The sequence below is a fragment of the Streptomyces sp. NBC_00568 genome, from assembly GCF_026341855.1.
In the GTDB taxonomy this organism is placed as follows: domain Bacteria; phylum Actinomycetota; class Actinomycetes; order Streptomycetales; family Streptomycetaceae; genus Streptomyces.
Map to the genome: position 1 here is coordinate 7,340,994 of NZ_JAPENW010000001.1, position 24,529 is coordinate 7,365,522.

General features: G+C 70.9%; 22 protein-coding genes. All 22 read right to left on the reverse strand.

Annotation, left to right across the window (positions count from 1 at the left end):
• Positions 1-15: 15 nt before the first annotated feature.
• The 22 genes from OOK38_RS31955 to OOK38_RS32060 all read right to left on the reverse strand — a co-directional run bounded on the left by OOK38_RS31955 (position 16) and on the right by OOK38_RS32060 (position 24,397).
• Positions 16-3,324 (reverse strand): LysM peptidoglycan-binding domain-containing protein, encoded by a 3,309-nt coding sequence (locus OOK38_RS31955; protein WP_266849197.1) that lies wholly within the window; start codon positions 3,322-3,324, stop codon positions 16-18.
• Positions 3,324-3,776, reverse strand: a complete 453-nt coding sequence (locus OOK38_RS31960; RefSeq protein WP_266849199.1) for a pilus assembly protein TadG-related protein — start codon at positions 3,774-3,776, stop codon at positions 3,324-3,326. Before OOK38_RS31960 ends, OOK38_RS31955 begins: the two co-directional genes overlap by 1 nt.
• Positions 3,776-4,234, reverse strand: a complete 459-nt coding sequence (locus OOK38_RS31965; RefSeq protein ID WP_266849201.1) for a TadE family protein — start codon at positions 4,232-4,234, stop codon at positions 3,776-3,778. Before OOK38_RS31965 ends, OOK38_RS31960 begins: the two co-directional genes overlap by 1 nt.
• Positions 4,231-4,656, reverse strand: coding sequence for a TadE family protein (locus OOK38_RS31970; protein ID WP_266849202.1), 426 nt, complete (start codon positions 4,654-4,656; stop codon positions 4,231-4,233). The genes OOK38_RS31965 and OOK38_RS31970 overlap by 4 nt, the downstream gene beginning before the upstream one ends.
• Positions 4,656-4,871 (reverse strand): hypothetical protein, encoded by a 216-nt coding sequence (locus tag OOK38_RS31975; RefSeq protein WP_266849203.1) that lies wholly within the window; start codon positions 4,869-4,871, stop codon positions 4,656-4,658. Before OOK38_RS31975 ends, OOK38_RS31970 begins: the two co-directional genes overlap by 1 nt.
• 44 nt (positions 4,872-4,915) lie before the next feature.
• Entirely contained in the window at positions 4,916-5,800 is an 885-nt protein-coding gene (locus tag OOK38_RS31980) for a type II secretion system F family protein (RefSeq protein WP_266849205.1), read from the reverse strand.
• Positions 5,797-6,750 carry a type II secretion system F family protein gene (locus OOK38_RS31985; RefSeq protein WP_266849206.1) on the reverse strand — a complete coding sequence of 318 codons (954 nt, stop codon included), beginning with the start codon at positions 6,748-6,750 and terminating at the stop codon, positions 5,797-5,799. Before OOK38_RS31985 ends, OOK38_RS31980 begins: the two co-directional genes overlap by 4 nt.
• Positions 6,747-8,222, reverse strand: coding sequence for a CpaF family protein (locus OOK38_RS31990; RefSeq protein WP_266849208.1), 1,476 nt, complete (start codon positions 8,220-8,222; stop codon positions 6,747-6,749). The genes OOK38_RS31985 and OOK38_RS31990 overlap by 4 nt, the downstream gene beginning before the upstream one ends.
• Positions 8,212-9,033, reverse strand: coding sequence for a hypothetical protein (locus OOK38_RS31995; protein ID WP_266849209.1), 822 nt, complete (start codon positions 9,031-9,033; stop codon positions 8,212-8,214). Before OOK38_RS31995 ends, OOK38_RS31990 begins: the two co-directional genes overlap by 11 nt.
• On the reverse strand, positions 9,033-9,737 hold the full coding sequence (locus OOK38_RS32000; protein ID WP_266849211.1) for an SAF domain-containing protein: 705 nt from the start codon (positions 9,735-9,737) through the stop codon (positions 9,033-9,035). Before OOK38_RS32000 ends, OOK38_RS31995 begins: the two co-directional genes overlap by 1 nt.
• A gap of 23 nt (positions 9,738-9,760) precedes the next feature.
• The gene (locus OOK38_RS32005) at positions 9,761-10,246 is read right to left on the reverse strand and encodes an ATP/GTP-binding protein (protein ID WP_266849213.1); all 486 of its coding nucleotides are present in this window, start codon (positions 10,244-10,246) and stop codon (positions 9,761-9,763) included.
• Between the two features lie 389 nt (positions 10,247-10,635).
• A complete protein-coding gene (locus tag OOK38_RS32010) occupies positions 10,636-11,247 on the reverse strand; it encodes a hypothetical protein (protein ID WP_266849215.1) in 612 nt (203 codons plus the stop codon).
• Positions 11,248-11,450: 203 nt separating this feature from the next.
• Positions 11,451-12,380 (reverse strand): replication-relaxation family protein, encoded by a 930-nt coding sequence (locus tag OOK38_RS32015; protein ID WP_266849216.1) that lies wholly within the window; start codon positions 12,378-12,380, stop codon positions 11,451-11,453.
• Positions 12,377-15,010: an ATP/GTP-binding protein gene (locus tag OOK38_RS32020; RefSeq protein WP_266849218.1), complete on the reverse strand. Its 2,634-nt coding sequence runs from the start codon at positions 15,008-15,010 to the stop codon at positions 12,377-12,379. Before OOK38_RS32020 ends, OOK38_RS32015 begins: the two co-directional genes overlap by 4 nt.
• Entirely contained in the window at positions 14,986-15,633 is a 648-nt protein-coding gene (locus OOK38_RS32025; RefSeq protein ID WP_266849220.1) for a hypothetical protein, read from the reverse strand. Before OOK38_RS32025 ends, OOK38_RS32020 begins: the two co-directional genes overlap by 25 nt.
• Entirely contained in the window at positions 15,630-16,742 is a 1,113-nt protein-coding gene (locus OOK38_RS32030; RefSeq protein ID WP_266849222.1) for a C40 family peptidase, read from the reverse strand. Before OOK38_RS32030 ends, OOK38_RS32025 begins: the two co-directional genes overlap by 4 nt.
• A gap of 35 nt (positions 16,743-16,777) precedes the next feature.
• Positions 16,778-19,534, reverse strand: a complete 2,757-nt coding sequence (locus OOK38_RS32035; protein WP_266849224.1) for a hypothetical protein — start codon at positions 19,532-19,534, stop codon at positions 16,778-16,780.
• Position 19,535: 1 nt separating this feature from the next.
• Positions 19,536-19,892: a hypothetical protein gene (locus tag OOK38_RS32040; RefSeq protein ID WP_266849226.1), complete on the reverse strand. Its 357-nt coding sequence runs from the start codon at positions 19,890-19,892 to the stop codon at positions 19,536-19,538.
• Positions 19,889-22,558 carry an ATP-binding protein gene (locus OOK38_RS32045; RefSeq protein WP_266849227.1) on the reverse strand — a complete coding sequence of 890 codons (2,670 nt, stop codon included), beginning with the start codon at positions 22,556-22,558 and terminating at the stop codon, positions 19,889-19,891. The genes OOK38_RS32040 and OOK38_RS32045 overlap by 4 nt, the downstream gene beginning before the upstream one ends.
• A complete protein-coding gene (locus OOK38_RS32050) occupies positions 22,555-23,133 on the reverse strand; it encodes a hypothetical protein (RefSeq protein ID WP_266849229.1) in 579 nt (192 codons plus the stop codon). Before OOK38_RS32050 ends, OOK38_RS32045 begins: the two co-directional genes overlap by 4 nt.
• Complete coding sequence (locus OOK38_RS32055; protein ID WP_266849230.1) at positions 23,130-23,471, reverse strand: hypothetical protein; 342 nt, start codon at positions 23,469-23,471, stop codon at positions 23,130-23,132. Before OOK38_RS32055 ends, OOK38_RS32050 begins: the two co-directional genes overlap by 4 nt.
• The gene (locus OOK38_RS32060; protein WP_266849232.1) at positions 23,468-24,397 is read right to left on the reverse strand and encodes a conjugal transfer protein; all 930 of its coding nucleotides are present in this window, start codon (positions 24,395-24,397) and stop codon (positions 23,468-23,470) included. The genes OOK38_RS32055 and OOK38_RS32060 overlap by 4 nt, the downstream gene beginning before the upstream one ends.
• Positions 24,398-24,529: the final 132 nt, after the last annotated feature.

Genomic DNA, 24,529 nt, shown 5'->3' on the forward strand with positions numbered 1-24,529 from the left:
ATTGGATCGTGGACCCTACACTGCCCGGTGGTCCCGGACCGGGTTGAGGAGTTCGTGGATGAGCTGCTCCGTCTCGATCTCCAGAGAGCAGTCGAGTGCACGGTTGACGGACTGGACGCGGGTGATCACCGCATGCAGACCGGGCCGGTTACCGGCCGTCGATTCGACCATCAGCCAGTCCCGGTAGAGCAGTTCGGCTGCGTCATCCACGTCAAGTCCCGTCGCGATGGCCTTCCTTGCGGCAGTGAGGTCGTGGTGGGGGCCTTTGCGGGTGCGGTGGGCCGCCACGGAGTGGGCGACGTCGACGATCCGGGTGATCATTTCCTGCTGGTACGGCTCGGCCCACGCCGGCGCCCGGCTGCCGAAGGGGCGGCCACGTACGAGGGACAGCGCCCCCTCCAGGTCAGGCAGTCCGGCCGGCCCCTGGGGGAGTGCGTGTTCGGCGAGGCGGACGAAGCGCGGCCAGTCACAGCGCACACCGGCGGCCAGCGTGTAGGGGGTGTCGCCGTTGCGTCGACGCGGTACGTACGGGTTGCCGTCCCGGTCGTTGCCCAGGGCCCGTCGCAGGCCCTGGAGACGGGCGTTGAGGGTGGCAGGTGACCAGGGGCTGATCGGGTCCATGTCGGCGCACAGGGCGTCGGCCGTGCGGCCGGGGCGGAAGTAGAGCAGGGCGGCGAGCTGCGCGGTGCGCGGGCCGTGGCCGGTGCGGCCGAGACCGTCCACGTTCACCGGCCCCAGCACGCGGATCTCTGGCGCGCTCAGGTCGTGCGTCGGCGGCGCGTCGTTGAAGGTCTCAGCAGTGTCTGGGGTCTGGGGTGGTGCCGTGGCGGTGGTGTCTGTCTTACCGGTGCTCACCTCGTCGGCCGCCTGCGGTACGTCGGTGCCGGCGGGGGCGGCGGATGGTGTGGGCAGCAGGGGCAGTGCCGCGGGATCGGCGGAGGCTTTCAGCAGAGCCGGGAACACGGCATCGTCCCTGTCCGAGCGGACTGCTCCCGAGCCGTTCCGGGCCGGTGCGGGTGCTGCGCTGCCGTCGCCGGGCGGTTGTTCCTGCTGCGGGCTCGGCGCGGCCTGCCCTGTGACGCTGGGTTCGCCGGGAACGTGCTGCCATGCCCCCTGCGCCTCGTTGGCGGGCTGTCCGGAGACGGCGAGGGCCGTGACGATCTGCTGGTAGGCGGCATGTTCCAGGCGCTGCACGGTGATGTCCGTGCCGAGATGGTCGAAGTGCTGCGGCGTCTGGGCGGAGACGGCGAGGATGTCCGCCTCGGGGAAGTGCGCTGCGGTGGTACCGGCCGGGGCGATCAGCGTGACCGGGATCTGTGGGTTCGTGCCGAGGATGTCGGCGAACTGCCAGGCTGTGTCGGTGTCCAGGGCGCTCGCGCACAGCACCACGTACGGGTGGTTGGCGGTCTCGGGGATCTGGTGCACTTCCAGCAGCCGCTCGGTCAGATCGCGCAGCGCGTGCGCGGGCCGGCGCATGTGCGCGATCCGGGAACTCGGCAGCAGGCTCGGCAGGTCCTCACCGAAACCGACGGTGACCACCTCGACATCCTGCGACCACGGGCTCATGCCCAGCTCCAGGGCCAGCGACGTGCACACCTCGCTGATGTGCACGGGGCTTCCGTCCAGCAGAAGGACGGGCAGCTGGGCGAGGTCGGCGAGGACGAGGTCACCGGATTCGGTGCTGCCCACCGTGACCAGGGCGGGACACGGTGCGCGAAGGGTGCGTGCCGTGTCAGCGTCCAGGAGTTCGGCGCCATCGGGCAGTTGCCACCATCCTGCGGCGCCCGCCACGAACGGTTCCTGCGGCTCGGACGCGAGGTCATCGGGCAGGACGTGGCAGGTGCGGGCATCGAGCCGCGCGCCCCGCAGCCGGGGTACTTCCCGCCCGTCCTGCTCGGCGGCGTGGACCATCGTGCGCAGTGCCACGTCCAGGCGGGCGGCGCCGACCGGTTCGGCGGCCGCCGCGAGCCCGGCTTCGGCGGGCGCGGTCTGCGGCGCGATGGCGATCGTCTCGCCCGGCTTGCGGCGTCGGCGCTGCAGCGTCCTGCGTAACGCGAGCGCCGCGGTGACGGCGGCGGCCAGCAGCGCGCCGGCGCCGAGAACGGTGCGCAGATTCAGCATGCCACCGGCCGGGTCCGGCTCAGGGGTCTCCGGCGGAGGGGAGGGTGGCGCCGATTGCGTGGGGTCGGCACTGCCGGCCGGCGGTGTGCTCGAGGCAGACGAGCCGGGTGTGGGCGCGGCGCTCCGGTCGGGCGTCGTGGGCGCCGTCGGGTCTGCGTCCTGGTCCGTGCCTGCGGAGGGCTTGTGTTCCTGCGGTGCGGGAGAGGCCGAGGGCGGGCGTGGTTTGCTGCTGGTGCCGCCGCGGTCCGGTCCGCCCGGGGACGGGGTGCTCGGGTCGCCGGGCCGGGCGCCGGGCACGGTGACCTGCTGCCCCGCATAAATCACATCGGGGTCGGTGATGGCGGGCAGTCCGTCCGGCTGCGGCCTGCCGCGGCTGGCCGCGAACAGCTCGGGCCACGCCCCGCCGTCACCGAGTTCTTCCTCGGCAATCTTCGACAGGTAGTCGCCCGAGTGGACCGTGACGACGTGCCCGCCCTTCTCGGCAGTCACAGCCCTATGCCCGTCCGTCTGCGTCAGCAGGCCTTGAGGCCCTGAACTCTCGGGCATCGCCAGCTTCCAGCCCGGCTGCAGAAAGCTGTTGGACCGGAAGACCTGCCCGCCGCCCATGGCCTGTCCCTCATTGACGTCGGCGATCTCTCGCCATCGCTCTCCGTCGCCCAACTCCCTTTCAGCGATGCTCCACAGGCTTTCCGCCGGCCGGGATTCACGCACCGTGTACGACGGACGCGCATTCGCGGCCAGGGTCTGCGAGTCCTGGCCTGCACGCGAGGCCTGCGGGCTCGGGGATGCCTGGCCGGGGATGCGAGCGGCGGTGGCGGCCGGGGATGCCTGGGCGTCGGAGGCGAGGGCAGAACTGGCGGGCAGCAGGACCAGGATGCTGCCGACCAGGAGGGCCGCGGCGCGCTGCGAGGCGCCCAGCCCGCGCGGGGCGTGCCAGCTGCGGCCGCGCAGCTGCGCGACCAGCTCCCGCAGGGTGCAGAACGTGAACTGCGCCCACCCCGTCCAGCCCACCGCGACCAGCACGAGCAGGAACACGGCCCCGGTGTCCTGCCGGTCCAGCAGGTGCGCCAGGTCGTCGTGACTGGACGCCCAGATCACCGGGGTGGCCCAGGCCAGCAGCAGGGGCAGTGCGCCGACCGCGGCGGCCAGGACGAGCAGACTCACGCCGGCCTTGCAGAACCGGCCCAGGGTGGCGGTGCGCATCAGTTTCCTTCGTCGGGTGCTGTGACGCCGTGCAGGAGGGTGGCGGTGGCGTGGCCGGTCACCGGCAGAGAGCCGATCCCGACGGCCGACAGGAAGGCCGTGTCGCTGGAGCCGTAAACGGTGACGGTGACGCTCTTGCCGTCCCCGGACACGCTGACAGTGCCGGTGGCTCCGGCGGCACGCAGGTAGGCCTGTGCGGCAGCAGCAGCCTCCTGCGGGTCGGCGACGACCGCCGTGCCGGTGACGGCCTGGGCGGGGTCGAGGGCCTGCCCGCCGGCCCGGGCTGCTTCGCCCGCGACGTAGTCGGCGCGTTCGGTGGCGGCCATCTTCGCTCCGCCGTCGACGGCGACGCCGATGATGCCGATCAGCGCGAGGACGCACACGGCGACGAACACGGTGACACCACCGTCATCCCGCCGTGCGCGGCGCACCCGCATCTGCCGGTGGTGCATCAGTCGCCTCGCTGCCGGTACTGATCCACCACCGAGGTCGCCGTCGACGTGAGCGTCCGCGCCCCGGGCACGCCCGGCAGCAGCAGGTCCGACAGGTTGACCGTGCAGGTCACGGTCACGGTGACGGTGCCGACTTGGCCGACCGGCACGCTGACGCCGCCGGTGTTGACGTGGACGGTGGTGGAGGCGCAGGCGATGCCCTGGTCGGTCAACGATTCGGTGGCCGCGGCGTGTGCGGCGTCCTGGGCGGCGGCCGCGGTGCGGTGGATGGACGCCTCCCGTGCCGCGTCCTCGGCTGCCGCGTCGATTTTCGCCTGGGAGGTGACGATGCGTCCGCCGGCGATCGCCAGACACAAAAACATGATCAGTGACGGGAGGACGATCGCAGCCTCGATCGCGACACTGCCGTCATCGCTGTGGCGCTTGCCAGGCCACCAGGCCTCTCGCGTCCTGTTCACCGTCCTGGGACCGTCCAGCGTTCGACCGCCCCGGACGCCGACTGCCTGACCTGCAGGCCCGCAACTCCCGGGATCATCGACATGGCTGTCCCGGAGACCTGCACCCGCACCCGCTGCCCGTCGCTGCCGGCGGCGACGCTGTAGCCGCGCAGGCTGTCACCCGCTGTCCGTTCCAGGACGTCCCGCGCCCGGGCCGCTCCGTCGCCGGGGCCGGCCTGGTAGGCACGGGCGGCGCCGGCTCCCTCGCGGGCAGCGGTCAGGGCGATCTGCCGCGCGAAGTACCACATGGACGCCTGGATGACGGCGACCGTGGCGAGCAGCACGAACGGGAAGACGATCGCCATCTGGATGGACGTGTCCCCGCGGTCATCGCTCCAGCGTCGCCCCTGCCACCAGCCTTTGACCTGTTCGGGAGACGGCATCACAAGCCGCTGATCTTGCCGTTGTACTTGGCGATCACGACGGCGATGCTTCCGGCGATCAGTACGGCGCCGGTGACGGCCGCCACCCAGATGATGACGGTGGTAGTGCTGATGTCGCCGCGGTCCGGGCGGCGCCTGGCCTCGGCCAGGCCGTCCTGCAGACGACTCGTCAGCCAGTACGCGGCCCGGTAGGTGCGGGCTGTGGCGTTCCTCATGGACTCTTCCTCTCTCAAGGCGTTGAGCACGACGGGACGTGGTGTCAGACGGTGAGCATGCGGATCACGGCGGGGAAGGCCATCAGCAACATCACAAGCACGGCGAGGAGGGCGCCCGGGGCGGTCATCTTCTCGCTGGCGGCGTTCGCCTCCGCGGCCTGATCGGCCAGGAGTTCAGCGTTGAGGGCAGCGGTGCGAGCGCGCAGCGCTTTGTAGACGGCGGCGCCGTCGGTGGCCGAGCCGCGCATGATGTCGGCGACGTCGCCCAGGACCGGCAGGTCGTACTCCGCGGCGAGCTCCGCGAGAGCCTGGTACGGCGGGATCTTCTCCAACCTGGCCCGGCGCAGCGCGCCTTGCAGGTACAGGAAGGGCCAGCCGCGCCCGACTGCGGCGGCCTTCTCCAGCGCCTCCGCCGGACCCGCGTCGGCGGCCCGCTTGAGTGCGACCAGGTCCAGGTAGGCGGACAGGGCGTGCGCGAACTCCTCCCGCGCCCGCTTCGCCTGGTCCCGCACCGCGAGGTCCGGGGTGATGAACAGCAGCCCCGCAACGAGCAGTCCGACGGCGGCGGGCACGTAGAACGGCAGCCCCACCCCGGCGATGATCCACGGAATCGTCGCGATCACCGGGCACAGGAGACCGAGCGCGGCGAACGCCACCTTCTTGAGCATGAACTGACCCGGGCCCTGCCCGATCAGCGCCAGATTGACGCTGGGGACCCGCACACCTGGCAGGCGCTCCATGCGGGCCAGCAGCCACCGGCCCCACACCTCGTCACGGTCCAGCTCCGGCACGGGCATGGTCAAAGTCGCCGGGGCGCTGCGCGCAAGCGCGAGCCCCAACGCGGGCTGCGGGCGCAGCAGTTCGCGCACCAGCAGAGCCAGGCCCGCACCGACTGTGCCACCGGACGCCACGACAGGAAGCAGGTTCACGGTGTGACTCCTTCGGACAACCGGCCGGGCTTGGGCAGCCGGTCCGGCTCTGCGGCGGAGGCGGGCAGCCGGACGGTGCTCGCCGGGTCGGTGACCAGGAAGCGCGGGATGCGGCGGAAGCTGCCCAGCTGCCGCATGAGGGCGAGGACACCGACGAACCCGGCCGTCAGGAAGGCGAGCACGAGCTGACCGAGAAGCGAGGAGTAGGGCCGCGTGTAGGAAGGGACGAAGAATCCCGCCGCCACGACGGCGACGGTGATGGTGGTCATCCATCGCACCGTGGTCCTGGGCTTCGCCCGATCCGCCTCGATCGACCGCTTCTTGGCTACCTCCTCGCGCACCGTGCCCGCCAGGTCCTCCAGCGCCTGCGCCAGGCCCGGGCCCCGGTCGCCCGCCGACAGGATGAGCGCCGCGACCACCTTGTCCGCAGTGATGTCGTCGAGTTCTGCGGCGAAGGCGTGCAGTGCTTCCTGTGGCCGCCACCCTTGCCGCAACCGGTCGGACAGGTTGGTGATCTGCCCAGCGAGTTCCTCCGGAGCCCCCTGACGGCTGGTGATCATTGCCTGCTCCAGGCCCATGCCCAGGCGGAGCAGACCGGCCAGCCGCTGCGTCCACTCGGACAAGCCCTCCAGCGCACCGATGCGGCCCTGCGCGATCTGCGCCGGAGCGATCAGCCAGGGCACGCCGATCACGGCAGCACCGAGCAGGACACTGCCCACGAAGTTTCCCGAGATCAGCCACACGACGACGAACACCACGACCGCCGCGGCCGACAGGGTCCGCCGACGCAGCCGGGTGTCCTCGCTCTGCGCGGCCCCGCTGCGCCGGGCCTGCCAACGCCGGCGCAGCGGAGCCCTCAGCGGGGCGGTCGTGCCGACCACGCCGGCCACGACGCCGATCAGCCCGGCGACCAGGGTCATGCCGCTCAGCAGCGCCCACACCAGTGTCATCGCCCCGCCACCACCTTGAGTGGCAGCGGCGCTGTCCACGCCCCGTAGGGCTGTTGCAGCAGGGCGGAGTCGAAGCCGACGCGGCGCAGGTCGTCGATGCAGCCCGGATCCATCCGGGGCACCGCCCGCAAATCACCGAACTCGGTGCCGGGGGAGAAGATCTCATTGGTGGCCGGGCGGCCGTTCTCGCCGATCCCTGTCAGCTCCAGGACGTGGGAGACATAACGGTGGCGGCGGCCGCCGATCTGCGTCTCGTCCGTCATGTCGATGTAGACGACGAAGTCCAGGCCGTTGGCGGTCTGCCGGTAGGCAAGCTGCTCGGAGAGGTTGTCCTGGGCGAGCGCGTACAGCTCGGCGATCCGGTCGAAAACGATGTCGGGTCGTCGGGCGTGGATGGTGCACAGGTTGCCGCCCGACCCGTTCGTCAGCGCCTGCATCATCGCGACGACCTCGGGGCCGCGGACCTCGCCGACCACGATCCGCTCCAGCGACATCCGCAAAGCGGGGTGCATCAGGTCCAGCAGTGTGACCTCACCGGCGCTGCGGCCCGTGACGTCCTTCTCTCCGTTGGACTCACGCCCGACCAGGGAGACGACCTGACGGTGGTAGCCGTTGGTGTGGGCGAACAGCTCGTCCTCGGTCTGGATGGTTGCGAACCGGCACTCCGGGTCGAACTCGCGGAGCATTGCCCGCAGCAGAGTCGTCTTTCCCGCTTTCTGCTTGCCCGCGATCATGATGTTCTTCTCCGCGCGGACGCAGGCGCCGAGGAACTCGCGCAGGACCGGGTCGATGGTGCCGAGGCGGACCAGGTGGTCCAGGTCGGCGTGGGAGACCCGGTGCCGGCGGATGACCGCATACGTCATCGGCCCCAGACCTGTGATCGCCTGAAGGCGGGAGCCGTCCTGCAGGGACAGGGCCAGCGTCGGGTTCGCGGTGGAGATGGTCCGCTCGTTGTGTCCGGAACCACGGGCCAACTCCCGCAGCAGATCCAGAAGTTCTTCCTCCGAGTCGGCGATCGGCCCGACCATGCGGCGCTCACCGTCGCCGTAGTCGAGCCACACCTCGCCCGGCCCCTGGATGATGATGTCCTCGACCCGTTCGTCGTCCAGGTACGGCTGGAGCCGTCCCGCCCGGAAGAGCAGGTCGTAGACGCCTCGGCGCAGTGCCTCGTCCTGCTGCGGCGTCATTGCCTGGGCGTTCGACCACAGGGCGACCGCCTCGTTGATCCAGTCCAGGCAGCGTTGCTCCTCGCTGGCCCGGTCCATGTCCGGTGTGGTCTTCAGCAGTTCCTCGCGCTGCTTGGCCACCTGGGCGGCAATGTGCCGGGCAACCCGGTAGTCCACTGTGACCTGCGGTGTTGAGCTGCCGAGTGCGTGCGTGCTTGCGGCAGCACCGGCAGGTGTCGCCTTGGCAGGGCGGGGACCGGGCGGCGGGGCCACCGTAGGGTCGGCGTGCAGGGGCCTACCGCGCACCGGGCACCCCCGAAGCAAATGCGGCGCGCGGATCGAGGCGGGCACGCCGGACAGCGGCCCGCTGCACCAGCAGGGCGCCGGACGTGCGTGCCGCCTTCATCAGCTTCGACCTGGTGAAGTGCCGCGGCTGCTCATCACCGTCGGACAGCACACGGGCGTCCTTCGGCGTGTAGGGCAGCGTTGCCACCACCGGCGCCTGCAATACCCGTTGGACTTCGCCCGCCGGGTAGGGGCCCTCGTCGATGACCAGAAGCCCGACGTCTCCGACCTGCTCTTCCAGCTGGCGCACCCGTCCTTGCGCCGCCTGCAGGCAACGCAGGGTGTTGCGGACCACCACCAGCACGGCGTCAGCCTGCTCGGCTAGGACACTGGACGGGCCGAACGCGCCGCGGCGGCCGAGGTCCAGCAAGACATCGTGGCCGTGCTCCGCTTCGATGCCGCGGAACATCTGCGACAACGCTTTCCACACCGAACCGAGGCTCGCGGCCTGCGCGGGATCGGTAATGCCCGGCAGCAGCAACCGGTCGGGCGGCGAGTCCCGTGGACCATCCTCGCCGTTCAGGTCGATCAGCTGGCGCCAGAACGCCTCACCGAACTCGCCCTTGCGAGCCGCCACCGACAGATTGGGCAGCCCGTACCGGTCACCGAGCGTCCCTTGTAGCAGCCCGTGCAGCACAGCCCCGCCGTCCGGGTCGCACTCGGCGAGAATCATCCGCCGACCCGGCTCCAGCGGCCAGGCCAGCAGCAGAGCGAGCGCGCTCGTGGTCACACCAGGTGCACCGCTGCACCCGGCGAGTGCGATCACCGCCATCAGCGGCCGCCCGGGGCGGCGAGGACCAGGCGCAGCGTGCCAGCCGACACCCACGCCGCGACGGTCGGCCCGTCATCAGCCGACGTGGCGACGTCGACGACCACGACCCCGGTGCCGGGGGCGGCCTGCGATGCCTTCACGACCCGCCCCGGAAGCGTCGGCGGTGGGCTGCCGGACGTCTTGTCTGTCTCAGCCTGACCCTGTGCGGGCACATGGACCAGCTGGACCTTCTGGCCCGACACCAGCTCCGTCGCGGGGATCTGCTCCGGCTTGAGCCCGATCGGCACCAGCTGCTCACCGGGCTTCACGAGACTGTCCTTGGTCACCTGTGACGGAGCAAGGAGCGAGCCCGGCCGGAGCTCCACGGCCGCCCGTTTGCCCACCACCTGGGCCAGGTCGTCAGCCTGGACCGCCTTGACCGCCGGGTCCAGAGCGATGGACGCCTTGCCCAGGTCCTGCTCGGTGAGGACCTGGCCGACCTGCACGTCCCGCACCACGGTGACGACCTCGGTGCGGTCTCCGACCTGGAGCAGGAGGACCGCGACACCAGCACCGCCAGCCGCGATCAGCCCCAGCGACAGGGCAATCACGCCCGGACGGCGGCGGCGGGCCGACACCCGAGGCGGACTGACCGGGCCGGCCACTCCGGCCGGCTGCGGCAGCCCGCGCTCGACCACCGCTGTTGATTGCTTGGTCTTGCTCAACGTCGTAATCCTTCCCGGCGGCCCTACCTGACGACCTGCACCTCGCCGATCGGCACCTGCGCCTGCGACTGCCTGGTCTCGGTGAACTGGCCCGTCTCGCCCCCACCGTTGACCTGCCAGTCGACCGTCCAAGTGGCCGTGGCGGCGACGGGGTACTTCCCGTCCCTCTGGGTGGCTGACGTGCGCGTGTATGTGTGGCCGCAGGTCGGGGACTCCTGCTTGCTGTAGGAAGCCGTGTACGCCGTGCCGGGCCCGTTGCAGGTCACCATCGAACCGTCACCCATCGCCCAGTCGATGTGGTTGACCTTCGCAGTTGCGGTGACCGTGACGCCGGCCAGCGTCGCGGACGCGGAGTTGGGTCCGTAGCTGGTGGGGGACTGATGGACCCACATCCACATCGGCATGCCGACCACGTAGCGGCCTGCAGTGCGTGGGCTGGCGATGTCGGGACCGGTCAGCAGCATCCGGTCGACGGCCTCACGCGCCAGTTGCTCGGGGTCCACGTTCACTGTGGGGTCCTCGGCCGCCCAGAACACCTGCGGGGCAACCTGTGCGCCTGCCGCGGCCCCGAGGGCGTCACTGATGCAGACCCGTGTGTAGATGGCGCCGTCTCCCGGCTTGCGCCCCTTCCATACGGGATCGCTCGCTGGGGGCTGGGGATCAAGGCGTTCTACCGCGCAGATTTGTGGCTTGGGCTTTTCGTCTTTGCCGGGGCGCTTACCCGGGTTTCCGCTGGGATCACTGCCGCCCTGTGCTCCGGGTTGTTCCCGGCAGACAGTCACGTACTGGCCCACGCCTTCGCAGTCCCCGCCGATGACGGGATCGTCGTTCGCAGCGCCTGGGCGGATGCAGACGGCGGTCGCGGCTGCCGTCAGGAGGAGAGCTAAAGCGGGGCGGCTCAGCATGTCTGCTCCCCATCGGGAGTGACCTCCGTGATCAGCCACTGCTTCCCCCACTTCTCCGCCTTGGCCGTGGTGATGTAGCGAAGCGGCTGGGCGGACGGGAACGGCTTTACCTGCCCCGACTTCTTCTTGATCGTGTTCCAGTGGGAGATGTCCAGACAGTCCCGCACACTTGCCTTCGGGATCGACCCGGTCAGCGTCAGAGACGTGACCTCGGCCTGGTGTGTGGGGGCGCCCTTAGTAGCGGTGCCCGCCTGTTGCATGACCAGGACATCGGCCATGGCCTGGCCCAGAGCCTCTTTGGTCGCGTACTTCTTCAGGTCCGTGCCCTTGATGTTCGCTTGGCCATACGCCTTGACCTGCTCGCGCCAGAACGCGCTGTAGGCCGTCAGTACGTCCTTTCGCGCTGCAGCCTGTGGGTCGGTGCTCGGCGACTTTGAGGGACGTGACGGACTGCTCGCGGACGATGGCTGTTTTGAGGAGTCACCGGAATCTTCATCGTCGCTGCTGCACGCGGACAGCGCCATCAGGCTGGCGGCGATGAGCAGGGCCGTTCCGGGCTTCCACTGGTGAACGGTGCGCTTTTGCAGGCGTGGTGCTCGTGTCACGTGGTCTCCCCCGTGGGACGCGGTGCGAGATGGCCGCTGTTCTGCCGCCGCCCATGGGGGCGGTGGTGTTGCCGGTCGGTGTGCGTTGCTCAGTTTGCGTTGAGGAAAGACTAAGCATATGCCGGTCCGTTTCTGGCTGGACTGGTCTGTCTCAGGCGTTACTTGGCTTGAATTCAGCATCACTATGTCTTTGCGTAAGCGAATCAGGGGTGAAGGGTGTGCCAAGGCTGGCGGTCTGGGGCGCCGGCGAGGCAGACCCATACGTTTTGGCTGGGGCTGGCAGTCTCGAGGTCGTTGAGTGTGGCGGCGCCGAGGGGAACGTTGCGGGCGAGGGCGGCGACGAGGGGGTGTTGGGCGGTCATGTCCCGCAAGTCGTTGATCCGGTTGGTGAGCGTGGTGCGGGAGGCTCCGGTGAGGATGAACAGGATCCGGGGGTAGACCGGGTACCAGCGCAGCCATGCGGCATCGGTCTCGGCGTGCTGGCGGGGGCGCCGGTGGTTGGCGGGTTGTGGGTGGGACCAGAGCCGGGCGTAGTCGATGAGCTTGGCTGCGAGGCGCTCGCTGCTCATGGTGGCGCGGTCGATTTCGATGAACGCGCGCAGTTTTCGGCGTTGTTGGCCTTCGTTGAGGGTGTAGTGCATGACGGCGTCGGCGATGACGCGTTCGCGCTCGCTGAGCGGGTGGGCCACTTCGGGGGTCCAGTCGAGGTGGCCGTGTTCGTCGCCGCGTCGGCGGGCGTCGCGGACGAACGTGAGGTGAGCCCGGACCGCGGTGAGGGTGTGCGGGATCTTCAGTGATGCGGCGGTTGCCGAGGTGATCGGGTAGGGCGGCCGGCCGCGCAGAGCCGGCCAGTTGCGGGTCAGACGTGCGCCGTCGGGGGTGAGGTACCAGGCGCGGGTGCGGTTCGAACGGGGCAGCACCGTGTAGCCGATCAGGCCGTGTGTGCGCAGTCTGTTGAGCGGTTGGGAGATGGCCTGCCGGGTCGCGTGGGGGCGCAGCAGGAGGCGGAGTTGGCCGGTGGTGGCCATGCGGTGCTGGGCGAGTGCGGCCAGAAGCTGGTGGGGCAGCGGTTCGATGGGACTGGGCGTGAAGGGGGGCGGCTCTGGCCGGGCCGGGGGAGAGGTGCTGGTCATTGGTACCCCTTGCTTGTGTCCGGGCGTGAGGACGGTGCTGGTGCGGAGGTGTGCTGCGCGAGGAAGGCGGTAACGCGGTCGAGTTGGCCGGCCGCGTGGGTGGTGAGCTGGTGCAGCGGACGGGTGCCTGCGGTGGTGCGGGCGGCATGTTCGAGGGCGGCGACGTTGCCGGGGCGGGCGAGTTCGGCGAAGACGTCGTCGAGGTGGGGGCCCTGCAGACGCAGGGGGCCGATGCGGCGGCCGTGGACGGTCAGCGTGGCGTAGTGCTCGTATCGGTTGAGGGCGGCGACCTGGTCGGGGCTGGGCTTGTCGCCCCACTCGGCGGTGATCGCGGAGATGGCGGTCCGAGATCCGGCGGTGGTCGCGAGGGTGGAGGCGTTCTGTGTCAGCGACATCCGCACGGGGCCGGGCAGCCGGGCCAGCAGCTGGGTCATCCCGTGGACGTGCGCCTTGTATTTACGGAAGTCCTCGAACATGGCAGCGATGGTCTCGGGAGCGGCGCCGGTCAGGGTGATCAGTTCATCGAAGTAGGGCCGGAAGGGCAGTCGTTGATCCTCGGGGGTGTCGCGGCGGGAGCGCACGGCACGCAGCAGGTCGCGGGCGAGCAGGGCGGTCAGGAGCCGGTCGGTGGGCCCGTTGCCGGCCGGGCACACCCACACGATCATGCGGTGGTCCATGGCCGCGCGGATGTTGTAGACGCCGCGGGGCTGGCCGAGGAAGGCGCGGGTGACGGGGTTGGCGGCGAGGCGGGCCAGCGGGTTGAGGACGACGCCGAAGGCGTCGGCGGGGAAGGTGGGGAAGACGCTCTGCCACCAGGAACGGGTCTCCTCATCGAGCCGGTCGGCGGTGGCGGACAGGGCCGCGGTGCGAAAGGCGGGTTCGGTGAGCAGGGACCGCACCTGGAAGAGCGTGGCCTGGTCCTCGGAGCGGCCAGCCCTGCAGGCGGCCTGGTTGACGGCGGTGAGGACGGACAGGGCCGCGGTCAGGAGGGTGAGGGCGCGGGGTGCGGTGGCGTCCTCCCAGCCCAGTGCGGCGGCGAAGGCGTCGGTGACCGCCTCGACGACTTCGTGCGCGGCGGGGCCCTGGTACATGTCGAGCGGGTTCCAGGAACTGATCTGGGGCGTGGGGCCGACAGTGTTGAGGTCGATCAGCGCGATGCGGTCCATGAGAGGGGCGTGGGCGAGGAACGGTGCGGCGCGCGGCCAGGAGTCGCGGTGCGGGTCGAGGAACAGCAGCCCGCCGCCGGCGTGTGCCCAGCCGATCGCCTGCGCGAGGGCGCGTTCGGTCTTCCCGCCGCCTGCCTTGCCGACCGCGCACTCGAAGAGGGTCTCTGCGGCATAGGTGGCGACCAGGCGGCGACGGCCGTCCGGTGCGCGGTGGATGCCCTGCAGCAGCAGGGCGGGGTTGCCGAACTCGAAGGTCGGCAGCTCGGGGGCCAGCAGCGGCAGCCGGCAGTGCAGGGTCGGGGGCTTGAGGAGTCCGGTGAGTTCCTCCAACCGCACCCAGTTCGGGCGGGGCGGCTGGCAGTGTCCGTGCCTCCAGCGGCGTTCGAAAGCCTGGCGGCTGGGCCACCGGTCGGCGCCCAGCCGCCAGGGACCGATCCGCAGGCCGCGCATCGCCCAGCGGGAATGGCCGCCGAACACATCGAGTGCGGCCTGGAGTTGTCCGAGGCGAGCCTCGGGCCGCCCGTGGATATGGGACGCACAGGTGACGAGGAGCTGTACCCGCACCAGCTGGTCGTCATGGGCGAGTTTGCCCAGTGCCTCGGCGGGATCGATCCGGCGCGGCACCGGCGGCATCACCAGACGGCGCCCCTGCGACGCTGGCCGGTGCTGCGGGTCAAGAAGCTGCAGCAGTTGGTGGCCCAGCGAGTCTTCGATGCCTGCGGCATCCCGGCGAATCCAGCGGACAGCACGCTGGGCTTCACGGCGCTCGGAGCGGCGTGCGGCCTGCAGCAGATGGAGCCGCCGTGCCCGCAGCACCCATTTCGGGGCCCGCTGGATGTCCAGACGGATTTCGGCGAGGTCGCCGAGGTCGGCGCGCAGATCGCAGACCGCGTCGACGAGGGGCTGCAGCGGGTCGGGTTCCAGGGGCACCTCCCGCAGCGGGGCGATCGGCTTGCCGCGCAGGATGAACTCGGCCCGCACGGTGTGCTTGCGCGGTTCGTCGGTAATCGGCCGGGCCCGGGTGACGGTGACGTCGGGGCCGAACGGCGTGATGGACAGCAGCCGTTCGCCGCCGACCGGTCCCTCGATGCGGTAACGCAGAGGGCTGGAGCCGTCGGCGCGCAGCCGGATCTGCACGGCCTTGGTGCGGCGGGGCGCCCACCAGGGCATGCTGGTGGAGGCGCGGGCAAGCTGGACTCCGCGGCGGAAGATCTCCTCCAGGCCCGGGTCGAAGTGCCGGGCCGCCTCGAGTTCGAGCGCCATACGCTCGGCGGAGGCCTTCACCGCAAGGCGCCGCACCACGACTTCGCCCACGCACCAGAGCACACCGGCAGCCGGCAGGATCAGATACCAGTGCTGGGCCACCCACAAAGCGGCGCCCGCGGCATGGGTGGACAGACTGATGACGTGGCCGCCTGCGGTCGGGTGTGCCGGGCCGGTCAGATGGGGCGCTGCGGAGTCCACGTGGATCCTCCCTTGAAGGTGGTACGGGTGAAGTGCCAGTCGGTGATGCGCCGGTCGGTGTAGGTGCCGCCGCGGTCCGTGCCCGCCCACACCAGGTGCACTACCGCCTTGTCCGGGCTGCCGTCGCTGCGGGCGATGGCGGCCTGGATGCGGAAACCAGCGGTGGCGAATGCCGGTGCGATCGCCTGGTCCGGGTTCCTGAAGAGGGCCGGCCACGTGGTGCGGCCGATGCCGGTGGCGTCTGCGCGCAGCAGGCCGCGGCCTGCTGCGAGGAGCTTGTGCGCGTCGGCGTCGGCAAGGTCGGCGGGCCAGGCGTCCTCCAGCGACTTCTGGATGGCGGCATCGCCGGCTGCGCCCTCACCGTGCGGTGGCAGCGCGGACGCGCCGACCGTTTCCGCTGGCGTGGAGGCCGTGACTGACGCGGGCGCAGGCGCCCCGGTCTGCGAAGAGCGGCTGCCGGGAAGGGTTGCCGAGGCAGTCGACGTGGACACGGCCGTCCGCGGTGTCGCGGTTGCAGGTGCGCTCGGCGCATGCGGCACCGTCAGCAGGATTACCCCGGCCACCGCCAGGACCACGGTGGCGATCAGCAGCAGGTGCGGCGAGCGCGCCGGGGGCATGGTCATAGCAGCCGGGCCCCTCCCGCGTATCCCGGCATGGCGTTGACCGCGTCCAGGCGGACAACGGTGTCCGGGCGGGCGGCGTTGACCATCTGTCCGCTGCCCAGGTAGATCCCGACGTGATAGATCGTCGCGTCGCGGCCGGGGGCGTCGGCGTAGAAGACGAGGTCGCCGGGCTTGAGCGCGCCGGTGTCAAGGCTTGTGGGGATTCGTCGGCCGACCCTGGCCTGGGCGGCGGCGGTGCGCGGCAGGCTGATACCGGCCTGGGCGTACGCGTACGCGGTCAGTCCCGAGCAGTCGAAGCCCTTGATGTTCGCGCCGTTCTTGCCGCTGGGGGAGCAGCAGAAGCCGTAGGACTTCCCCTGGGTGTTGCCGCCGCCCCACGAGTAGGGCACGCCCCGCTGGGAGAGCGCCGCCTCGATGACGGTGCGGACCTTCCCGGACACGTTCTTCAGGTCCGGGTCCTTCGCGGCTGCCGTGTACTGATCGATCCAGCCCAGCACATTGGCGACGTATTCGTTTGAGTGGTTGTACTGGAGGATCGCGGCCTTGAGCGGAGCCTGCTGGGCCAGGTCGCGTCCGGTGCCGCACAGGTAGACGGCGGCGCCGAGGGCGGCGTCGTCGGCGTTGTGCGGGTCGGCTCTCCTGTCGCCGTTCGCGTCCTTCCCGATGCCCGCCCAGGTGGAGGGTAAGAACTGGAACGGGCCGACGGCACGCTCGCCGTTCGCGGTGCCGTCCCACTTGCCGCCATCGGTGTCCGGGAAGGTTGTGGTGTTGCCGCCCGCCCCGGAGCCGTTGAGGAGGACCCCGTAGATGCGCGGACGGATGTCGCCGCCTGCGGCGATGCTCCGGCCCACGGCGTGGTTGGACTCCACCTTCGCGATACCGGCCAGGATCGGCCAGCGCATGCCCCGGCACTTCGGTACGTACTTCCCGACCTGCTGGACCGCCTTCTTGTAGGCGGTCAGCATCCGTGCAGGGATGTCGGCGACACTGCCGCCCTCGGCGATTCCACCGTCGCCCTGTACGCCCGTCTTCAGCGCGACGTACGCGCTGATCGCGTTCCCTACCGGCGCGGCACAGCACACGGCAGCGAACAGCAGTAGCGCCACCATGCAACCCCACCGCCGGAAGCGGTGCCCGGGCGTTCTCACGTGTCCTCACCGTCCTCGGGCGGCCGTGGCTGGTTCTGCTTCGGGCGCCGGCGTTCGGCTTGGGGGGCGGTCCGCCGCATGAGCTCCTGCCACTGGGCCGCCGCCTCGTCGCGTGTACTGCTACGTGGGCTCCCGAGGCCGGGAAGAGCCGACCCCTGCGGTCGGCTGCGCATCGGAGGTCGTGGTGTGCTGCCTCCTCGCGGTGGCGCCGGGGCAGGCTGCGGTGCCGCGGTGCTACCGGCTCCGGAGACTGGAGCACGGGTCGGTGCGGAAGGCGGGACGGTGCTGCCCGGGGATCGGCCGGACCTGGCAGGCGGTGTCGGGGCAGGCGGGCGGGTGGTCGCGGTTGGCGGCGTCGCGGTCGGGGATGTTGCGGTCGGTAGGCGACGGTCGGCGAACGGACCGGGCCCGCCTCTGTCATCGGTGTGTTCCCGCAGGACCCGGGAGACGTGACGACCCGTGTCCGCCCAAGCGTGACCGTCCTCGCGGACGGTGTTGCCCCACACCCGTACCTGCTGTCGGGCGTCCTGCGCGTACTGCGATCCGCCCGAGCGGGCCCGGCGGACGTTGGCCGGGAGACCGACTGTGGCCCCGTATGCGGTGCGGCCGCCCCGGTGCAGGATGCGGTAGCCCCGAAAGCGCACGAGCCGGTTGTGGGCGCGTGTGGAGAGCAGGGTGCGGTCGGTGTTCTGGTCGTGCAGTGGCTGATCGGAGCGGCGGTCGATGATTTGGCCGTGCTGGTCGCGGTAGCGGTCGGGCGGACCGCCGGGACGGCGCGGGCCCCCGCTTCCGGGACCGCTGCCCGGGCCGCCGGGAGGGCCCGGGGTGTTCGGGTCGCCGTCAGCCGTGGGCTTGCGCCATTTGGCCAACTGCTCCGGGTCGGGCCGTCGGCCGATCAGCAGCCAGTGGGCGCCCTTCACGCCGAGCCGTGCCCCGGCCCCGCTCACGGCGGCCGCCGTGAGCGGGGCCAGCCCGCGCCTGGCTTCGGCACTGGCGTCGGCGAACATGCGGCCGGTGTCCACCGGCATACCCGTCCCGTCGACCAGCGACGTCAGCGCGCCCATCAGTCGCTGCCGGGTGCCGAGCAGCCCGAAACGGCCGCCCCCGCCTCCGGTGAAGGCACGTAGCCCGCCGTAACCACCCAGAGCGGCGGGTGAGTTCAACGCGAGCGCGGCGCCGAGTTCGGAGGTGTCGCCGGGCAGGTGCGTGCCGCCGACCTTGGCATAGCGCATCCGCATCGCCATGCGCCGGCCGAAGGAGGTGATGCCGGTCAGTAGCCTGCGGTGTCCGGCCGCTCCGGCGACGGCCAGCACATCGATCAGCAAGATCCGTTCGACCATCAGGTCGGGGCCGTTGGTGATGGTGGCGTCCACGGCGATACCGAAGAAGGGGACGAAGGCGCAGACGCCGACGAGCGTCAGCACGGAAATGCCCCAGACCGACAGCCACTTCCACACGCTCTGGCGGGCCGGTCCGGGCAGCATGCCCGCGATGAACGTGACGCCGCCCGCGGCCGCGGCGGCCGCGCAGATGCCCTGGGTGCCGAGCAGCACGATGGCGCAGGACAGCAGCATGCCGCAGACGAACAGCGCAGCGACCAGCAGGAGTGCGGCGCCGCCGACCCGCCACCAGGTCGGCTTCTCTGCGTAGGCGGCGCACGAGGTGCCGACCGGTCCGGCCTTCTTCATGTCGGCGAGGAAGGCGGCAAACTCCTGGTCCTCATCGCTGACGACCGGGCTTGCGGTATCCAACAGCTGCCCGCCCGGCGTCAGTTCGGGCAGTTTGCTGCCGGCAGGCTGGTCGCTGTTGTCGCGCTGGCACCATCGTTTGCCCGGGCCCTTGACCAGGCTGCAGGGATCGTCTTTGTCATCCTTGTTGGCACCGGCCTTGTAGCCGCCGGTGACCCACTTCAGATGGACGGCGTAGGCCTGGCGGTCGCCCCTCCTGGCCGGGTCGAGGACGCGCCCGTACTGCAGCAGCATGTACGGCTTGACGATCAGCGCGTTCGTGATCGAGTCCTGGATGGGGCGGGCCACCTCGGCGGCAGAGACCGGGCCTTCGCCTTCACGCTCCAGGCATTTGATCTCGGCGTTGCCGGCCAGGCCGTCGCAGGGCCCCATGCTGGCGAGCTTGCCGCCCCAGTCATAGGAGTTGACGGACTGCTGCGCGACCTCGGCGGCCACCTGCTGGGACTGTCCCAGCGGCCCGTCCTGGGTGAGCAGATAGTCGGGGCGGACGAACGTGGAGGCGGCGAACGCCGCGATCAGCAGGGTCAGGAAGATTTCGCCCAGGCCGCGGCCCACCTTGCCGCGCACGATCATGAATCCGGCGAACACGAACGCCCAGGCCAGCAACAGCCCCTTCAGCCCGAGCGTGTCGACGACCACCTGGCCGTAGGCGTCGGCGACCTTCTGGGCCGGACGGATCAGGATTTTCAGCAGCGGGAACCGGAACGCCAGCTCGATCGCCCACCCCGCCAGCCCGACCAGCAGCCGGATCAGCGTGAACAGACCCGACAGCGCGAAGGCCAGGGCCTGCGTCTTGAAGGCGACGATGAAGCCGCCCGAAGCGTTCAGCTCGTACCCGTTGATCGCCACCCCCTCGGACGAGGTGATGTTCAGCGGGGACAGCAGGTCACCGCTCTCGCTGCTGCTCGCCGCGTAGACGACCTGGCTGTTCACCAGCACGAACACACCGGTGAGCAGCAGAACGAAGCCGGCGGAGCGCAGGGTTGTGCGGTCTGGACGGACCATCTCAGCGCCGCCTTTGCCCAGCAGCGCTCCGGCGCCGCCCCATCGCAAGGACGGCCAGGCCCGCTCCGGTCGGCACCAGCCGCCAGGCTGCTCCGGCGGTGTGACGGGGCGCGAGGGAGGCGGAGTTCATGGCGTCGCGCCGGCTGTACGCCTTGGCCGGTCCGACGATGAGAGCGCAGGGGGCCGCGTGTACCGGGCCGGTGTCGGAGGCGCAGGCCTGCCCGGCACGCGGCCACCACGTCTCCGGCAGGCTCAGTGCGACGGACAGGCCGGGCACACGGGCGGCAGCCGCCAGCACGGCGAGGATGCGTGCGGCCGTACGGAGTTGCCGGGCGCGGTCCCAGGATGCAGAGATCATCGGATGGGTTCCTTCGGCCTGGCATCGGAGGCTGCTGCGTTGGGCGGCTCTGCATGGCGTCCCGGGGTGGTGGTGATGGACGACGTGATGCGCGTGATGCGGGGGATGACGGCCTTGACCCGGCCGGTGTTCTGCCGTGGGCAGGTCAGGAGGAACTCGCCTTCGCGGCCGCGCTGTCCGACGGGGGACAGGCCGGTGGTCACCAGCCGCAGCAGGTCTGGGTCGCCCGGGTCGAGTCCTACGAACTCCAGGCCACGGCGGGCACGTTCACGGTCCGCTGTGCGGGCGAGCGCCCGGTAGGCCATCAGGCCGCGGTCGGGGCCGAGTTCCTCGGCGTCGTGGGAGGCGGCGAGCAGGCCGGCACCGTGTTTGCGGCCGTCGTGGAGGATTTCGTGGACCAGGGCGGTGCCCTCGGCGGATGAGGTGAGCCAGTACAGCTCGTCCAGGACCACCGCGGTGAATCGCCCGGGGTCCTCGAACGCGGTCTGGCGGGCGATCGCTGCGATCAGGTAGAGCACCGCGCGGCCGATCAGGGCTTCGAGGGGCTGCTGGTGGAGGACTTCAGGCTTGTCGAACGCTGCTTTCGGGGGCAGCTTCAGTCCCGTGGTGGTGATGACGATCATGTCGGAGGTGCTGGAGGCGTCCAGACGCACCGGCGGCAGCGTCGGGTCGAACACCATCCGGGCCAGCGAGTTGGTCGCCACCACCCGGATGAGGCCGGCGAGGGTGGCGGCCGCGTCCTGCCGCTTGCCCGCCGCCCGCACGGACATCTCCTCGAGGACCTGAAGCACCCGGTGCATGGAGGGGGCATCGCTGGCGGCAGCCTGTTCCACGGCATGGTGCAGGACCTCGCCGCTGGTGCTCATCGGGCCGATGCCGAGCTGGAGGGTGAGGTAGGACAGGGCGTAGTGGCGGCCCTCGGGTCCGTCGAACATCCGCAGCGGGTCGATCGACACCTCGGCCTGGGCGGCGTCGATGATCTGGACGCGGCCCTTGGCGGCTGAGCGCGCGAAGGTCGCCCATTCGCGTACGGGCGTGCGGTCGATGCAGATTGCGCAGCCACCGCGTGCCCACACCGCCTCCGCGATCAGTTTCTCCAGGACGCTCTTGCCCGCGCCGAGGTCGCCGACGATGCCCATGGACGCGGACGCATCTCTCTTCGGGGCATCCGCAACGTTGATCATCACAGGGCGGGTGGTGCCGCTGTCCAGGTCGATGCCGAGGAACATGCCGTTCGGGTCGCCGACCTCGCCGACAGTGAAGGCGCCGCCCAGCGCCCAGTCCTCGGAGACCTGGTGCTGGGTGAACTCCCGCACGACAGCGGGCCGCACCGTGCCCGGCAGCCCCAGCGTGAACAACGCTTCCTGCAGGCCGGCCGGGCGCACCGCCCGGTAGTCCGCCCCGCCGAGCAGCGCGGCCAGCGCCCGGGCCCGCGCGTCGCAGACGGCTGCGGTCGGGCCCCACACCGTCAGCACGGTGACCGACTGCACCTCGACCTCGACCGAGGTGCGTGACAGGCGGGCGTCCAGTTCGCCCAGATCACGGGCGGCCTCGGTCAGGGAGGCGGGCATCCCGGTGGGCCGGGCGTCGTACTGGTCGGCCTGGTCGATCAACTCGTTCTTCTTGCGCCGCACTTGGTCGCGTGCCTTTTCCGCGGGCACCAGGGTGAGGTCGACGGTGTAGTCGACGGGAAAGTCCAGCGTCTCGAGCTGGGCGAACAGATCGGCGGCATCCTGGCTGACGGCGGGCGGGCACTCGGCCAGCGCCAACTGCGCCTGGTAGCCCACGCCGATGTCGGATTCGACCTGCAGCCAGCGCCGCCTGAGCGGGGAGGAGGTGCTCAGCCGCCACCAGGCGTTGCGGCCCGACCGGGTGATGTGGCCTGCGCTCTTGAGATTGTCGATGTCGTCGAGGGCGGGGTCGATGCCGCCTTCCTGCAGGCGGACCTGGCCGAGGTCGGCATAGCTGGGGGAGTGGAGCACGCCCTCGCGGACCTGACCGCCGTACAGCTCGCTCGCTTCGGCCTCAGCGAGCAGCGGCTCCGGCAGGCCGCGATGGAGTGCGTGCTGGACCATCCACACGATCTCCGCCGGACGGGCCGGACGGAAGGCGATGCCGCCGGCGAGGGCGGCTTCCACGCGGGAGGCCTGCTCCCGGTAGGCGTTCACCTCACGCCGCGCCACCGGCGTGGGCAGGACGCCCAGCACCGGGCCGAGTTCGGCCCACATGGCCCCGAGCGATGCCGACAGCTGCAGGCCGGCTGTCTGGGTCTGCAGCGGTACGGCGAGCCACAGCGTGCGGCGGTGCATCTCCTGCTCGTCCAGCAGGTCAAGGGTGGCCTCGATGTTCTCCACCCACGGATGCGGGCCGTCATCCGACGAGGTATCAGCCGGCTCGATGCCCTCGATCATGCGGAGCGCGACCTCGCCCGGATCGACCTGCGCGCACATCCCGTACAGGCGCGGCGTGCCGGTCAGGGAGCGCACCAGGTGGGTGATCTTGGCGAGCTGTTCGTCGCGTACGGGTGCGGGCACGTAGGTGCCTTGAACGGTCTCCTCCGTCTGTCCGCGGGCGTCCGGGCCGGGATGCAGCCGGTAGAGGGCCCATACGCTGCCGTGCGCCGACCAGAGGAGGTGTCCGGCGATGTGCCGGATCGGGATCCTCACCGCGTACCCCCTGCCTGCCCGGCGAGCGCGAGCAGCTGCTGCACGCCCGACAGCGGCGGTGGCGGCGCCGCGGGGCTGGTCGACGGCGGGCGCCGGCTCGTCGACCGGTGAACTGAGGCAGCAGTCCGGCGTGGCGTTCTTCCGCCCGGCCGACGAGCGGCACTGATAGAGGCGCTCGCCGTGGGGGAGGGGAGAGCGTCCTCGATGGTGAAGCCGCCGAGGAGCGGGCGGGGAGCACGGTCGCGTGCGGCGTGGCCGCCGATCCGGCCTCCGCGAGGCTGCCAGCCCAGCAGCATCCAGCCCAGGGCCGCCTGCACCGGTGCACGGCCCCCGATCTTCGGCCTGCGCACCGCCCAGACCGCCAGCAGCCAGGCCACGATCGGGACGGGTCCCATCCACGACCACCACCTGATGGTCTTGATGAGAAGGAAGCCGCCGCCTACGGCGACCGCGATCTGGGCTGGGGTGTAGGGGCCGAGCGGGATCTTCCAGTCCGCCACTTTCCCCAGCACCCACGGGTGCCGGCGGGCCGAGGTGTAGAAGCGCCCCACCCGCCCGGCGGCGGCCGCGCTCATAGCCGGTCTCCCGTAGCTGCAGAGTGCGCCCGCACGACAGGATCGCGGGCGCGGACGATGCCGGGGATCGCGGGCGCACCCTTGGCCGGGTTCTTGACCTCGTCCTCGAACATGCCGGCAAGGTCCTCGCGGGAGTTGTACAACCCCAACGCGATGATCATCAGCATCAGGGCGCCGATCCCTGCCTTGAGGCTGAACTTCTGGATCATGATGACGACCACGAGCACGACCAGGCCGGTCTGCAGGCCCTTGGTCGCCCACTCCTTGAACATGTTGATCCAGCTGTCTCCGAGGTCGTTCAGCTCCCCGGCGAGCATCAGGCTGTGCACCGTGTTCACCGGGCACCCCCGGCCTGGGCGGTTCCGGACTCCAGTCCGGCGACTTCCCACCGGCCCGAGCGGGCCTTCAGCACGACCTCGTAGGCCAGCGGCCACCGTCCTCCCGCATCCCGGGCTTCCACCTGGGCACGGACGTGCACCCGGGTGCCGTCGCCCGGCATCTGCTCGGCGGCCGCAGCCTTCTCGGCAGCGAGCACCTGCTGGACCCGGACCGTCGAGTACGGGGAGGGAGAGACGGCCGACAGCTTCACCCCAGGTGCGAGGTAGCGGTCCACCTCCCCGGCCCCCGTGAGGTACGCACCGAGGAACTCCCCGACAGCGGAAGTTAGATCCCCTTCAGGGACACTCACGCCGTACGACGACGCCGACACGTCGATCAGGGCCGGGCCGGCAACCACGCCGGGCTCCGCAGTCACCGCGAACGCCGCGCCCGCACGGTCCACGGCGACGGGGACGGCGTAGTAGCGCACTGCTGCGCCGGCGTACTGAGCAGCCACCGTCACCGACCACACATCGCCCGCGCGGTGCGCACTGCGCACCGCCGTCACGGAGGCCAGCCTCGACTGCGCACCGGGGGAGGGGGCGGGCAGTTCGACGTCCGGCGCCATCGACTGCACAAGCAGGGCCTGCGCACCCGTGGCGTCATCCGCACTGCTGCGCAACCAGGCGCCGACGAACAGCTGCGCATAGCCGGCCGGATCAGCGGCCGCCGTGGTGCGCACTGCTGCGGGCCTGGTGGGTGTGGCCGCCTCGACCGTGGCCGGGGTGGAGGTGATGGCGACACCCAGGGCCACGGGGCCGGCCGCGATGACGGTCCACAGCGCCAGGCGCGAAAGCCGGACGCGGCGTCGCATCGCCTCCAGCCGGACTCCCGCGACCATCGGAGCAGCTGCCTCGCTGCCTGAGGCCTGCTTGCCAACAGACATGGTCGAACTCCCAGGTCAGAACGTGTACTTGCTGACCTTGAGGAAATCCAGCGCCCCTGACCCGACCACCGACCATCAGACCCCGACCACGGTCACGATGGGGGCACAAAGCCGGTGGTCGGCCCGACCATG

Coding starts and splice junctions, on each gene's coding strand:
- OOK38_RS31985 (WP_266849206.1), bottom strand. CDS start 6,750: ATGACACTGGTGTGGGCGCTGCTGAGCGGCATGACCCTGGTCGCCGGG.
- OOK38_RS32030 (WP_266849222.1), bottom strand. CDS start 16,742: ATGGTGGCGCTACTGCTGTTCGCTGCCGTGTGCTGTGCCGCGCCGGTA.
- OOK38_RS32040 (WP_266849226.1), bottom strand. CDS start 19,892: ATGATCTCTGCATCCTGGGACCGCGCCCGGCAACTCCGTACGGCCGCA.
- OOK38_RS31995 (WP_266849209.1), bottom strand. CDS start 9,033: ATGGCGGTGATCGCACTCGCCGGGTGCAGCGGTGCACCTGGTGTGACC.
- OOK38_RS32050 (WP_266849229.1), bottom strand. CDS start 23,133: ATGAGCGCGGCCGCCGCCGGGCGGGTGGGGCGCTTCTACACCTCGGCC.
- OOK38_RS32060 (WP_266849232.1), bottom strand. CDS start 24,397: ATGTCTGTTGGCAAGCAGGCCTCAGGCAGCGAGGCAGCTGCTCCGATG.
- OOK38_RS31955 (WP_266849197.1), bottom strand. CDS start 3,324: ATGCGCACCGCCACCCTGGGCCGGTTCTGCAAGGCCGGCGTGAGTCTG.
- OOK38_RS32035 (WP_266849224.1), bottom strand. CDS start 19,534: ATGGTCCGTCCAGACCGCACAACCCTGCGCTCCGCCGGCTTCGTTCTG.
- OOK38_RS31970 (WP_266849202.1), bottom strand. CDS start 4,656: ATGCCGTCTCCCGAACAGGTCAAAGGCTGGTGGCAGGGGCGACGCTGG.
- OOK38_RS32015 (WP_266849216.1), bottom strand. CDS start 12,380: ATGACCAGCACCTCTCCCCCGGCCCGGCCAGAGCCGCCCCCCTTCACG.
- OOK38_RS31960 (WP_266849199.1), bottom strand. CDS start 3,776: ATGCACCACCGGCAGATGCGGGTGCGCCGCGCACGGCGGGATGACGGT.
- OOK38_RS32025 (WP_266849220.1), bottom strand. CDS start 15,633: ATGACCATGCCCCCGGCGCGCTCGCCGCACCTGCTGCTGATCGCCACC.
- OOK38_RS31975 (WP_266849203.1), bottom strand. CDS start 4,871: ATGAGGAACGCCACAGCCCGCACCTACCGGGCCGCGTACTGGCTGACG.